The 14,219-nt window shown below is 71.0% G+C and carries 7 protein-coding genes; 5 read left to right on the top strand and 2 right to left on the bottom strand.

Translation table 11 applies throughout. From position 1 onward, the window contains the following. Nucleotides 1-134: 134 nt before the first annotated feature. Nucleotides 135-1,478, bottom strand: a complete 1,344-nt coding sequence (locus AC1WTP_RS27250; RefSeq protein ID WP_481652102.1) for a carbohydrate-binding protein — start codon at nucleotides 1,476-1,478, stop codon at nucleotides 135-137. A gap of 211 nt (nucleotides 1,479-1,689) precedes the next feature. On the opposite strand from AC1WTP_RS27250, the gene bla reads away from it, so the two are divergent. The 5 genes from bla to AC1WTP_RS27225 all read left to right on the top strand — a co-directional run bounded on the left by bla (nucleotide 1,690) and on the right by AC1WTP_RS27225 (nucleotide 12,179). After that, nucleotides 1,690-2,592 (top strand): class A beta-lactamase, encoded by a 903-nt coding sequence (gene bla, locus AC1WTP_RS27245; protein ID WP_481652101.1) that lies wholly within the window; start codon nucleotides 1,690-1,692, stop codon nucleotides 2,590-2,592. A 122-nt stretch (nucleotides 2,593-2,714) separates the two neighbouring features. Beyond that, the gene (locus AC1WTP_RS27240; RefSeq protein WP_481652100.1) at nucleotides 2,715-4,001 is read left to right on the top strand and encodes a D-alanyl-D-alanine carboxypeptidase family protein; all 1,287 of its coding nucleotides are present in this window, start codon (nucleotides 2,715-2,717) and stop codon (nucleotides 3,999-4,001) included. Nucleotides 4,002-4,522: 521 nt separating this feature from the next. Next, complete coding sequence (locus AC1WTP_RS27235; RefSeq protein WP_481652099.1) at nucleotides 4,523-7,405, top strand: helix-turn-helix transcriptional regulator; 2,883 nt, start codon at nucleotides 4,523-4,525, stop codon at nucleotides 7,403-7,405. 509 nt (nucleotides 7,406-7,914) lie between these two features. Beyond that, complete coding sequence (locus AC1WTP_RS27230; protein WP_481652098.1) at nucleotides 7,915-11,541, top strand: S8 family peptidase; 3,627 nt, start codon at nucleotides 7,915-7,917, stop codon at nucleotides 11,539-11,541. A gap of 29 nt (nucleotides 11,542-11,570) precedes the next feature. Further along, nucleotides 11,571-12,179, top strand: a complete 609-nt coding sequence (locus AC1WTP_RS27225; protein ID WP_481652097.1) for a hypothetical protein — start codon at nucleotides 11,571-11,573, stop codon at nucleotides 12,177-12,179. Nucleotides 12,180-12,205: 26 nt separating this feature from the next. Here the strand turns inward: AC1WTP_RS27225 and AC1WTP_RS27220 are convergent, their stop codons facing one another. After that, a complete protein-coding gene (locus AC1WTP_RS27220; RefSeq protein WP_481652096.1) occupies nucleotides 12,206-14,158 on the bottom strand; it encodes a GMC family oxidoreductase in 1,953 nt (650 codons plus the stop codon). Nucleotides 14,159-14,219: the final 61 nt, after the last annotated feature.

Genomic DNA, 14,219 nt, shown 5'->3' with positions numbered 1-14,219 from the left:
TTGCGTCACAACATGATCCTGGATGCCCTCTCTTCATACCCAGACATCGACCCCTGACATCGGAACTACTCGTCTAGGTCGATACGGGCGGATGCCGGATTCCGCGAAGGCGCCGGCATCCGCCCGGGGTCGGTTCAGCGGCCCTGGAGGGCCTTGACGTTGTCGCCGAAGGTCCAGCCCTTCGACCCGTCCCAGTTCAGTGACCAGGTCATCAGCCCCTTCAGGCCGCCGCGGTAGGTGTTCCACGCCTGGGCCACCGTCGCCGGGGCCATGTGGCCGCCGCCGGCGCCGGGCTGTGCCGGCAGGCCGGGCACCTGCTTGTCGTACGGGACGCGGATGGTGGTGCCCTGGATGACCAGCCCGGCGTTGAGGCAGTCGGTCTGCGCGGTGAAGCCCTGCACGGTGCCGGCCGGGTAGGAGTCGCCGGAGCAGCCGTACATGCTGCCGTTGTAGTACTGCATGTTCAGCCACCAGAGCCGGCCGTTGTCGGCGTACCGCTTGATGATCGGCAGGTACGCGCCCCAGATCGACCCGTAGGTGACGCTGCCGCCGGTGACGTACGCGGTCTCCGGCGCCATGGTGAGCCCGAAGCTCGGGGGCATCTGCGCGAGCACCCCGTCGATGATCCGGATCAGGTTCGCCTGCGACGTGGAGAGCTGGGAGATGTTCCCGCTGCCGGTGAGCCCGGTCTCGATGTCGATGTCGAGGCCGTCGAAGTTGTAGCGCTTGAGGATCGGCACGATCGTCGCGACGAAGCGGTCGGCGACCGCCGTCGAGTTGAGGTCGATCCCGGCGGTGGCGCCGCCGATCGACATCAGGATGGTCAGCCCGGCGGCCTTGGCCCGGCACATCTCGGCGGGGGTCGGCACCCGGACCGTGGCGTCCATGCCGTCCTCCCACAGCACGGTGCCGTCGGCGCGGATGACCGGGAACGCCGCGTTGATCACGTTGTAGCCGTGCGCGGTGATGCGCGGGTCGGTGATCGGGATCCAGCCCAGCGGCGGATGGACGCCGTTCGCCGCGCCGTCCCAGTTCTCCCAGTAGCCCTGGAGCACCTTGCCGGTCGGCTTCGGCTTGCCGGCGCAGGTCCCGGAGCCGGGCGGGGTGGTCGTCCCGCTGGGCGTCGGCGTGGGTGTGGGTGTCGGCGTGGGGGACGACGTGCCGGTGGGCGTGGGCGACGGCGTGCCGTCGCACGCCCCGAGATCGGTCCAGAGCGACGGTGTGGCGGCCGGGTTCCAACCGGCGCCCGGCGGCGGGGTGTGGGTCACCAGCGCCTGGTACAACCGGCCGGCGTAGGTGACCCGGCTGCCGGCGGGGTAACTGGTGCCCTCCGCCCAGGCCGGCGCGGTGCAGGCGGCCAGGACGGTGTGCGGGCCGCCCGTGGTCGCCGCGAAGCCGTGCACCGTCGGCAGCGCCGCGATGCTGGCGACCAGCGTCGCGCCGGCCACCAGCGCGGGCATCGTGCGTCGAAGTCCCATGGCATTCCTCCTCGTCGATGGACGGGAGGTTATCAATTAACTTTGTTAAAAGTAAGAGCCGGGGCCGGACCGCTTTGATGCAACCGCGCCGGGCGGGTCGCGCGTGTAACCAGCGATGCGAATCTCAACCGGGCCGTTCGGGCCCCCGCTCCGGCCAGTCACCCCTGGCGGGTCAGCGCGACCCACCACCACTCGCCGTGCCTTTCTCGGGATGGCGGCAGTTCTGCCCCTGGCCGGCTGCGCCACCGGCGCAAGGCCCGCTTCCGGCCCCACCACCGCCGCTTCGCCCGCAGCTCCCTCCGCCGCCGCGTCTGCTGCCGCGCCCGACGAGCAGCACGAGCGCCTCGTCGAGCTGGAGCGCAGGTTCGACGCGCGCCTCGGGGTGTATGCCCTGGCCACCGGTACCGGCAGGGCCGTGGCGCACCGGGCGGACGAACGGTTCGCCTTCTGCTCGACCTTCAAGGGACTGGCCGCGGCAGCCGTCCTGCACCGCAACCCGCTGTCGCACCTGGACAAGATCGTCAAGTATGCCGAGCGCGATCTCATGAAGAGTTCCGTCATCACCAGGCGGCACGTGGCCAGGGGGATGTCGATCCGTCAGCTGTGTGACGCCGCGGTCCGCCACAGCGACGGTACGGCCGGCAACCTCCTGCTCCGCGATCTCGGCGGCCCGGCCCGGCTGACGGCGTACCTGCGCAGCCTCGGCGACCCGGTCACCCGGATGGACCGGATGGAGCCGGCGATCGTGACGGCCGTCCCGGGCGACCCCCGCGACACGACGTCGCCCCGGGCGATTGGCGGCGACTACCAGAAGATCGTGCTGGGGGACGCCCTGCCCACCGAGAAGCGCGCGTTCCTCCGTGACCTGCTGGAACGCAACGCCACCGGCGCCGGCGCCCGGCGCGTCCGGGCCGGCGTGCCGCGGGGATGGACCGTGGCCGACAAGACCGGGACCGGTGACTACGGCACGGTCAACGACATCGCGGTGGTCTGGCCCCCGGATTCCGCGCCGCTCGTCGTCGCGGTCATGTCCAGCAAGGCCACCAGGGACGCCGAATACGATCAAAGCCTCATCGCCGAGGCCACCGCGTACGTGGTGGCCACCCTCACCTGAGTCCGGGCCGGCCGCCGATGCGACGGTGACGTGTCCCTCGACCGATCGTCGCCCACCAGCAGGAACAAGCGCGCCGGCGCCGCCGCAGGGCGGGCCGGCGTGCCAGACAGGAGATGCCAAGGATGCACGACCCCGCGCGGACCCAGGTGATCGAACCGGTCCCGGCACGACCGCCGGCCCGGCGTCGCGGACGCGGCCGGTTGCTGACCGGTGGCCTGCTGACCCTGGTGCTGGCCGGTACCGCGCTGGTCGCGGTCGAGCCGCTGCGCCACCCGCTGCCCGCGGCGACCGTCACCCGGACCCTGCCCGCGTCCACGGTCATCCCCGGCACGGCCCCGAAGATGCCCTGGCCGAAGAGCGGGCAGGCCGCCCTCTCGGTCGAGGGGCTGGGCTCGCTCGGCACGTCGGGCGGAAACCAGCCGGTGCCGATCGCGAGCGTGGCCAAGGTGATGACCGCGTACGTCATCCTGACCGAGCACCCGTTGAAGCGGGGCGAGCAGGGACCGGAGCTCACCGTCAGCGCGGCGCAGGCCGCCGCGTACCCGAGGGAACTGGCGCGCGGCGAGTCCCTGGTGCCGGTCGTCGCGGGCGCGGTCTTCACCGAGCGCCAGGCGCTCCAGGCGGTGCTGCTCCCGTCGGCGAACAACATGGCGCGGATCCTCGCCGCCTGGGACGCCGGCAGCGTGGCGGCGTTCGTCGACAAGATGAACGACACCGCCGCCGCGCTCGGCATGACCGACACCCACTACACCGATCCGGCCGGCCTCGCCCCGGACACCGTGAGCACCGCCGTCGACCAGGTGATCCTGGCGCGCAAGGCGATGGAACTGCCGGCGTTCGCCGAGATCGTGGCGCAGAAGCAGGCCACCCTGCCGGTCGCCGGCACCGTGCGCAACTACAACTCCCTGGTCGGCAAGGACGGCGTGGTGGGGATCAAGACCGGCTCCACCGACGAGGCCGGCGGCTGCCTCGTCTTCGCCGCCGTGGTCAAGGTCGGCGGCCGGAAGATCATCATCGTCGGCGCCGTGCTGGGGCAACCGGGCGCCAACACCCCCGTGCAACTGGACCGGGTGTTCCGGGCGACCCGGCCGCTGGTCCGCACCGCCGCCAGGGCGATCGCGGTGCGCCCGATCGTCCGGGCCGGCGAAGAGGTCGCCACCGTGCGCGGACCGCTCGGCACCGGCACGACGATCACCGCCGCGGCGGATCTGGCGGTGGTGGGCTGGCCCGGCCTGCCGGTACGGCTGGACGTCGACATCCCGGCCGTACCGGAACGACTGCCGGCCGGGGCCGAGCACGGCCGGGTCACCGCGGTCGCGGGGGAGGCCACCCCGATCACCACCGTGCTCCGCACCGGCGTACGGCTCGAACCACCGAGCACCTGGGACCGCATTCGACAGCACCGCTGAGGCGTTGTCGGGTGCAGGCCCCGACGGGCTGCGTTGCTGGTGCCTGTGCGGCGCCGGCGGGTTGAGCCGGGCGCGCGGTCGCCCTGCGGGCGCGGCGTCGGCGAGGCATTGACCGGAGGCGGTCTCCAGCACGGCCCGGGATCCCCTTGTCTGGTCAAGAGATGCCGACGATCAACAGCGGGTGCCCTTTCGCATTGGTAGGAAACGGCCACGAAGGATGCACGGCCCCCGTGCGCCGTGGCGTGGCCAAAGTCGACCTATATGCGCGTCAGTCGAGCTTTATACACACCACTCGGATTTTGTGCGCGTCGTATCCGGGCAGCATGGGCGGCCGGGCCGACCGCGCGCCGCGCCTATCTCCCGGTGCACCACATCCGGGCAGTCCCGCTATTTGGAATGAATACAAATTGGTGGACATTAACGCGGCTGTCGGGTGAGAATCGGCCAGACCATCGACCGGGAGGGGGCGGGCGTTGGTTAGAGGGGCCAACACCGATGCCGGCCAACTTCCGGCGCTTTCCGTGCCACGGTTCGTCGGACGGGACCGGGAACTCGCCGTACTCGGCCAGGCACTCGGGCAACCGCCTGCCGTGGTCCTGCTCGACGGTGAGGCGGGCATCGGCAAGACCCGGCTGTTGCGGGAGCTCCTGGCGTCCCCGTCCGAGCGTGGCCGCCGCGTCCTGATCGGGGCCTGCCCGCCGTTGCGCGAGCCGTACACGCTCGGCGCCGTTGTGGACGCGGTCCGCGAGGGCGTCGGCAACGTGTCGGGGCTGCGGCTCAGCGGCCTGGGGGGCGCACTCCGGCCGTTGTTTCCCGAGTGGGCGGCCGACCTGCCGCCGGCGCCGGAGCCGCTGGAGGACGCGACGGCGGCCCGGCACCGGCTGTTCCGGGCCTTCGTCGAGTTGCTCAGCAGGCTGGACGTGGCGGTCCTCGCGCTGGAGGACGTGCACTGGGCGGACGAGGCGACCCTGGAGTTCCTGCTCTTCCTGGTCTCCCGCCGACCCCAGCCGGTGAGCGTGGTGGTGACCTACCGGCCGGAGGAGCTGCCCCCGGACTCGCTGCTGTTGCGGCTCTCCTCCCGACTGCCCGCCGACGCGCACCTGGTCAGGCTGACCCTGAAGCCGCTGGGGATCGGCGAGACCGCCACATTCGTCTCCTCGATGCTCGCCGACGAGCATGTCTCCGCCGAGTTCGCGGCCTTCCTGCACGCACGAACGGAGGGCATACCGCTGGCGGTGGAGGAGTCGGTGCGGCTGATGCACGACCGGGCCGACCTGATCCGCCAGGACGGTGCGTGGGCGCGCCGCCGGTTGGACCACATCGAGGTGCCACCCACGATCCGCGATGCCGTGCTGGAACGCGTCGGGCGGCTCCGGCCCGACACGCGGACGGTCCTGTACGCCGCCGCGGTGCTCGCCGAACCGGCCGACTACCTGATCCTCAACGCGGTGACCGGTCTGCCCGAGGAGCGGACCATCGCCCAGTTGGCCGACGCGGTCAGTTGCGGCCTGCTGCGTGAGGACGAGCGCGGCCAGTGGTCGTTCCGGCATTCCCTGGCGTGCCGGGCCGTGTACGAGGCCATCCCTCTCCAGGAGCGGCGCGTCATGCATCTGCGCGCCGGTCGGGCCCTGGAGAACTCGGCGCTGCCGCCGGTGGCACAGCTGGCCCGGCACTTCCGGGAGGCCGGCGACGTCGACGCCTCCTGCCGCTACACCGAGCGGGCGGCCGATCTCTCCACACAGTCCGGTGACGTGGCCACCTCGGCCCTGCTGCTGCACAACCTGGTCACCACCGTCGCCCTGCCGTTGCAACCACTCCTACGGCTGGTGACGAAGATCCACTTTCAGTCGTTGCCCGGGTCCGACCCGTACTCGAAGATCATCGAATCGTTGCGAAGGGCCCGCCAGGCCCAGGCTCTGACGCCGGAACAGGAGGCGCTGGTCCGCTTCCAGCTCGGCCGGGTGCTCATGGTGGCGGGAGCCATGGAGGCGGGCCGGATCGAGATAGCCGAGGCGGTGGCCCACCTCGCGCCGGACTCGCTGGAGGCGGCGCGAGCCCGGATCTTCCTCGCCATACCCCTCGCGGACGCCCGGCCGGCCGCTGAGCATCTGCGGTGGCTGCGCGAGGCGCCCGCGGTGGCGCCGTCGATCGCGCCCCACGAGCGCCTGCGGCTCTTCCTGGAACGCGCCTTCGCGCTGATCATGCTGGGCGAGGAGGCCGGGTGGGCGCAGGCCCGGCAGATCCCGGACGACCCCGCGAGTCCGCGTGAGGCGGCGCTCGTCGCGATCGGCCAGACGAACGTCGGCGAAGCGGCGATGCGGTGGGGACGGTACGACGAGGCCCGGACCCGGCTGGCCAAGGCCCTGGCGCTCGTCGAGAAGCACGATTTCCTGGGCCACGTCGGCAGCATCGCCTCGACGCAGGCCCACCTGGACTGGTTCAGCGGCGCCTGGGCGGGGCTCGCGGAGCGGGTCGCGGAGCTGGTGGACGACGACGACGGGGTGTGGCTGAAGGACCGGGCCGAGGCCGCCCTCGTGGCGGGCCTGATCCAGGCCGCCGCCGGAGACCGGCAGCGAGCGGAGGAGCGTCTGCGCCTCGCCGGGCGCGACGACCAGCAACGCGTCGAGGCGGCGGCGGCGCTGGCGCAGCTGTGCCTGCACGAGGGCAACGTCGACGAGGCGCTCCGCCTCACCGACGAACCGGCCGACATCGCCGTCCACAGTGGCATCTGGCCGCGGGCCACGGAGGTCGCCCCGGTACGCGTCGCGGCCCTGGTGGCCGCCGGCCAGCGTGACCGCGCCGCCGACCTGGTGACCGCGTTCGAACGGGCCCTGGGCGACAAGGACGCGCCGGCGCCGCAGGCGTCCCTGGTGGTGTGCCGCGCGATCCTGGCCGAAGCCGACGGTCAGCTCGCTCGCGCCGCGACGTTGTTCGCCCGGGCGGCCACCGCGTGGCAGGCGCTGCCACGCCCGTACGACGCCCTGCTCGCCCGGGAGCGCCACGCCCGCTGCCTGCTCGCCGCCGGCCAACACGAGGCCGGCCTGCCGATCCTGTCCCAGGTGTCGCGGGCGTTGTCGGACCTTGGCGCCCACAACGACGCTGACCGGGTGGCGCGCTCGCTGTCCGAACGCGGGTGCCACACCGGGGCGGCGCGGGGCCGTGGTCGGCCCAGCTACGGCAACCAACTCTCCCCGCGCGAGCTCGAGGTGGCCCGGCTGCTGGTCGGCGGCCGGACGAACCGACAGATCGCCGACGCGCTGGTGGTGTCGACGCAGACCGTGGCCAGCCAGCTGAAGTCGGCCATGCGCAAGCTGTGCGTGACGTCGCGGACCGCGCTCGCGATCAGGGTGGTGGAGTTGGGCCTCGTCGGCGAGCACGGACAACCGTCGGCGGCCGACGAATAAATTCACCACCGCCACTGGCTGCGAAGAAAAGACGCGCGGGCGGGCGACGTCTTTAAATCCCGCATCTGACCAATCGAGCGGGACCGGGCACGAATTCACACTTGTCACCATGCTGCCCGCAGAACCGCCGACGCCCGAGCCGCTAGGTGACCCGACCGAGCCGGCGCCCGGTGCGAAGGACGAATCGGCACCGGCAGGATCGCCGGCCACCTCGGCACACGCCCCGACCGCAAAGGGTCCGGGCGGTGCCGATGCTGCCGGCGAGTACGAACCGCTCTAGCGAGGAGGCCCATGGTCAGACCGTGATCGTCACTGGCGAGAGGCGCCGTCCCGCCCCTGGACCCGCGCCGCCAACCCATTCCGCTTTGTGAATCCCACAGCGTTCGCAGGCACCGGTGCGTTCGTACGACGAATGCCATACCCGCACATCCACAATCGTAAAACTGGCAGGAGACCGAGAGATGAGGCGAAGCCCGGCAATGAAGCGTCTCGGGCGACGCTTGGGCGCGATGACCGCAGGCCTGACCATCTTCGCGATGGTCGTGTCCACCACGGCGGCACACGCGACCGAGCCGACCCGACAGGCGCCGCTACCCGATGTCCCACAGAAACGGAACGTGACCGTCACCGCCAACGACGACCTGCTGCGGGCCGTCGCCGCGTCCGGCGCGACCCTCCCGCTGACGCTGATCACCGGCGACAAGGTGCACGTCGGCATCAACGCCGACGGTAAGCCGGTCGTCCGCGACACCGAGAGCGCGGCGCGGCCCGACGGATCCTCCGTCGTGTTCCACACCATCACCCGCCTGGGCCAGGTACACGTCGTGCCGAACGACGCCCTGTCGTTGCTCGGCAACGGACTGCTCGACTGGGGGCTGTTCGACCTGACCAAGCTGGCGATGCTCGCCGCATCCGGCACGGTCGGAGAGGTGCCGGTGCTCGTCACCTACACCGAGAAGGCCACGGCCGACAAGGCGCCGAAGGCCGCCGGGGCGACCCTCGACAGGGCACTGCCGAGCATCAGCGGACGCTCGATGACCATTGCCGGCGACGGCCGGTGGTGGCAGGACGTGCGGGGCAAGACAGCCTCCGGCGCCGCCGCGGCCCGGTCCGCCGGGTCCCTGGTCGGGGTCCGGAAGGTGTGGCTCAACGAGCTGGCCCGGATCAGCCTGGACTCCTCCGTGCCGCAGATCGGTGCGCCCGTCGCCTGGGACCGCGGGTACGACGGCAACGGCGTGTCAGTGGCGGTGCTGGACACCGGGATCGACCCCGAGCACCCGGACGTGGCCGGAAAGGTCGTCGAGCAGGTCGACTTCAGTGGGAACGCCAACGGCCCGCGGGACGGGCACGGGCACGGCACCCACGTGGCGGCCACGATCCTCGGCACCGGAGCCGCGTCCAACGGGTTGCGTAAGGGCGTCGCGCCCGGCGCCCAACTGCGGGTCGGGAAGATCTGCAACGACGGCGGATCCTGCGAGCTCGACGCGATCATCGCCGGCATGGAGTGGGCCGCCCACTCCGGGGCCAAGGTCGTGAACATGAGCATCGGTGGCGGGGCCACCGACGGGACCGATCCGATGAGCCAGTCGCTCAACGAGCTCAGCCGCGCCACCGGGACCCTGTTCGTGGTCGCGGCCGGCAACAGCGGCCCGCAGAGCGGGACGGTCGGCGCTCCCGGCGCCGCCGACGAGGCGCTGACCGTGGCGGCGGTCGACAAGGACGACGAGATGGCCGACTTCTCCAGCCGCGGGCCGCGGGTCGGGGACGGCGCCGCCAAGCCGGACATCGCGGCTCCGGGTGTCGACATCGTCGCGGCCCGGGCCGCCGGCACGTCGATGGGTACGGCGGTGGACGAGTACTACACCAGCGCCAGCGGCACCTCGATGGCCACACCGCACGTGGCCGGCGCCGCGACCATCATCGCCCAGCAGCACCCGGACCTGACCGGTGAGGAGATCAAGGCGCTGCTGATGGGCACCGCCACCGATCTCGGGCACGACCTCTACGCCCAGGGCGTCGGCCGGGTGAACGTCGCCACCGCGGTCGACCCGACGATCATCGCGGGCGGGAGCCTCAGCTTCGGTCGGCTGGCGTATCCGCACTCGCCGCTGACGAGGTCGGTCACCTACACCAACCACACCGACGAGGCGATCACGTTGGACCTCACGACGTCGATCGCCTCCGGCGACCAGCCCGCCCCGGCTGGTCTGTTCACCCTCAGCACCGACGAGGTGACCGTGCCCGCCAACGGGTCGGCCGAGGTGTCGGTGACCGTCGACGGCACGGTGCTCGGCACCGACGGGGTCTTCGGCCGCTACACCGGCCTGGTGAACGCCCGCGACTCGGCGGGCGCGCTGCGGGCGGCCTCACGGGTCAACGCCTTCCTCGAGCCCGAGCGCTTCGGCCTGACGGTGAACGTCGTCCATCCGAAGGACGCCACCACCGTCCGGTACGGCGACGCCGTCTTCCTGCCGGTCGACGACAAGGTGCTCCTGCACGACGGCCCGGTCGCCATGGACGGCGCGGACACGATGACCGCGCCACTCTTCGGCGGCATCTTCGCGGCCGCGGTCGTCGTCGAGTGGCAGGACGCGGCCGGCGAGTGGCACGTCGCCGTACCGATGGTGGCGGAGGTGAACCTCACCAAGGCGACCACGGTCACGGTGGACCTGCGCAAGCTCAAGCCGCTGAAGGTGCAGGCTCCGGTGGCCACCGAGACCTACGACGCGGTCACCAACTTCGAGCGGCTCTCCGTGACCGGCGCGTGGGGGATGACGGGGGAGCTCACGGCAATGTACGGCGCCGACGAGCCGAACTGGTGGGCGCTGCCGACCGGCAAGGTGCGCACCGGAACCCTCAGCCACAACACCTACAGCGTGCTGGCGACTCCGGTGGTCACCATGAAGGTCGTCGGTGGCGGTCCCACCTTCAGCCTGTCCAGCCGCTACCACACCCCGAACGTCTCGATCCCGGCGGGAACGCAGACGTGGCAGGAGAACGAGACGGACGTCAGCCGTGACATCGTCGTCCCGGTGCCCCGACTGGCGACCCGCGGGCTCGTGTCGGTGGTCCACGCGGGCACCGGGTCCGCCGCCGACCTCGCCAATGTCGACGCCCGGGGCAAGCTGGTGCTGATCACACCGACCGACATCTGCACGACCAGCTGCGAGTTCGGCACTCTGCGGGACGAACGGGTGGCAGCCGCCGCCGCGGCGGGTGCCGTCGGCGTGCTGGTCGCGGCACCGGGCCTCACCTCGCTGGGCACCTTCCCGACGCAGGGCACCACGTGCACGGACGGGCCGCAGAGCTGCCCCGCGGTCCAGCCGTACGCCGCGCTGCCGGTCGTGAGCGTGTCGTACGATGCGGCGGACCGCCTCATCAAGCGGCTCCGGGCCGACTCCCGGCACGTCCGGATCCTCCTGGGTGGCAGCGCCGCACCGACGGTCTACGTCGCCTCGTTCGGCGCCTCCGGTCAGATCCCGTCGAACCTGCCCTACCGGACCAGGACGGGGGACTTCGACCGGGTCGACCACCAGTTCCACGCCGACCGACCCGGAGAGATCTACGGCTTCACCCTGCAGCAGCAGCCCAAGTCCGGCCCGGCCGCGGTGCAGCTTGACGTGCCGCTCACGGCCACGCAGCGGACGCTGACCACCTTCGTGAAGCGGCAGGGCGATGCCATCAGCCGGTTCCACACGGCCTGGGCCGACTACGCCGGAGAATCTGTGCTCGGTCAGAGTCACGGCGAGACGCAGGACGTCGCCCTGACCGGCCGGACCACCCTGCACTGGAACACCGGGCCGACCGTGCCGGGCGCCGTGCCGCAGGTGCGGACCAAGTCCGGCTTCACCGTGCAGACCGGGTACCTGTGCTCGGGCTGCCGGCAGGGTGACACCTACTACCCGACCTTCTACCTGACCGGCAGCGGCGGCGGCCACCAGGCGATGATCGGGCTCGTCAACGACACGGGCATCGGGCAGTACTACTTCGGTACCGCGACCTGCGAGCCGCCTGCCTGCACCTTCAAGTTGCTCAACGAGTCCGGCAACGAGGTCGAACGTCGCCTCGTACGGCTCACCTGGGGGATCGGCGGCAAATCCGGCGCCACGGCGGATCTCGTCGGGGGTCGGCGATGACAGTCGAGACAGCTAAGGAGACCAACGCGATGAACACGAGCGTGCCGTCGTCGCGGCACCGGAAGGGTACGATCGCCGCGCTGGTCACCGCAGCGGTGTTCGCCCTCGGCTGCTCCGTCGGCGGGGACATCGTCGCCTACGACCTGCCGGCGGAATCGGCCCGGTACACGTTCGAGGCGGAGACCAACGGAGTCACGACGGTGTGGGAATACACCTCCGACAAACCGACCGAAGGGGACGCCTCGGAGTTGCAGCCGTGCATGGGCGACGTGCTCGGCAACAACACGGCCGCCTGCCGGCCGGAGCCGCTTATCTTCCTGAAGTACGACCTCGGCCTGGCCCTGGACAACACGGCCCGGGCCGGGGTCGCCCACCGGATCACGGTCGTCGGCTACTACCAGGAGCGGCTCACCACCCCGCCCTCGGTGACCTCGTTGCAGGTCGAGGCCAGCTTCGACGGCGGTAAGACCTGGCAGCCGGCGATCACCCGTGCCGCGGCGAAGAACACCTTCACCGCGGAGATCAAGCACCCGAACCGGGATCAGGCCGCTGCCGGTGTCGGGCTGCGGATCAGCGCGACCGACAGCGGAGGCAACACCGTCAGGCAAACCCTTCCCACGGCGTACAAGCTGCGCTGACGGGACGGGTCAACCGACCTGGAGGGTTACGGCCGGGGCAGGGCGCCCCGGCCGTTCCCGGGTCCGTCGACGTCGTCGTCCTGATGCTCTGCGGCGATGACGTCGCTGGCCTTCTCGCTGATCATGTAGACCGCCGACGCGATGAAGAACCCTGGGATGTCCGGGAAGACCGAGGCGTCGACGACCCGCAGGCCTCGCACCCCGCGTACTTTGAAGTCGCCGTCGAGCACCGCGTCCGGGTCGTCCGGCCGCCCGATCTTCGCTGTGCCGCAGGCATGGTGTCCCCAGGCCTGCTGGCGCACGAAATCTCTTAGCGCGGCCCGGTCGGTGACCGCACTTCCGGGCACCATCTCGCGGGCCACCCCGGCCAACTGCAGGTGGTCGACCACCTCTCGGGCGATCTCGATGCCGTCCACGACACCCTCGAGGTCCTCCTCGTGCCCGGCGGTGCCCTCCTCGAAGTAGCGGAAACGGATGTCCGGCACCTCGCGCGGGTCGCTTGATCGCAGGCTCACGGTGCCGGCCCGGTTGTTGGTGTGGGCCTTGAGCACCAGCAGCGAGAGCCGGTTGTGGAACTCCATGCTTCCGCGGGAGTATCCGGGGTAGTACCCGCGGAAGTCGATCGGTCCCGAGAAGACGACGAGGTCCGATTCCTGCGTGGCGACACTGGACTTCGCGATGATCGCGGCGAGTGTGCCGTTGGTGGCGTACGGCCCGTTCGCCCGGTCCCGCCACTCCGAGAACAGCGCGTCGCCGGCCCCCGTGAGGTCGCTGGGCACGTCCATCGCCGAGCCGTCAAAGATCGGGTAGTTCCGGTCCAGCTCGCAGGTCACCGCTACCTCGTAGCGATCGTGCAGGTTCGCGCCGACCCCGGGCGCATCGACCCGCACCGCGATGCCGTGCTGTTCCAGCTCCGCCCGGGGCCCGATTCCAGACAGTTTCAGAAGCTGCGGGGTGTTGAACGCACCGCCTGCGAGGATGACTTCCTTCCGGGCATACACCACCGATGGCTGCGGATCAGCAGGGACCTCGCCGCCATGTCGCCCAGGGTCGTCGGCGTTCGAAGTGACCGGTGCTGCGCCGTACAGCCGTCCGCCCTCGAGGTATTCCACCCCGACTGCGCGATCCCCGTCGAACACGACTCTGGTGGCGAGTGCGTTGAGCCGGATGTCGAGCTTGTCCGCCGCCCGGCGCCGCACATCCTGCAACCGTTCCCGGCTGCCGTTACGGTGACCGTCGCGCACTGCCACGGGAATGAACGCCATGCCCTGGTATTCAGCCGGTGTGTCGAGTGCGTTGGGATCACGCGGCAGCGGGATCTCCTGCGGGATGCCGAAGCGGTGCCGGCTGACCTGTTCCATCGCGTCGATGATGTCCAGGAACATCGGTTCCCGACCGCCGACCTGCGGGTTGGCTCTGGTGGTGGCAAGCCATCCCGCCGTGCCGTGCGCGGCCTTGCGGTCGCGCGCTGCTTCGTCGTCACCGGGCAGCGGCAGCGCGTCGACGCCCTGCCAGGATTCCAGGCGGCGGAAGAGCCCGCGCATCGGAGCCGAACCCCACGAAGGGCCGCCGGTCAGGTCGGCCAACCGGTCCCAGGCGCTGGGATGCGGGTAGATCGTTATCATGGCACTGACTGCGGTGCTCCCGCCAAGGGTGCTGCCACGTGGGTAGAGAACCCCGTCCCGCTCAGCGACGAACTTGGAGTCCTTGACCTGTGTCGCCCGCTCGTCCCAGTGCCGCACGAAAAAATCCCAACGCATGTTGGCGTCCTCGCCGGCATACAGATGCATGATGGGGATCGAGTAGTACGGGCAGCCGTGGTCGTCCCCTGCTTCGAGCACCAGCACGGAGTGCCCGGCCAGCGCCAGGTTCGCGGCAAGTGGACCGCCGCCCGCGCCTGATCCGACGATGACGAAATCGTACTCGTCCCGCGGCGGCCCGGAATTGTGCGTACCCGCTTCGTTCTCCTGCATCCGCATGGCCTCCATCAGAACCATTCCGCACTGACTCGCCGGGGATCGTGACCTGCGATTCCAGCGG

It is taken from the genome of Micromonospora sp. R311, from assembly GCF_056780015.1.
This window is presented reverse-complemented; position numbering and strand designations above follow the sequence as displayed.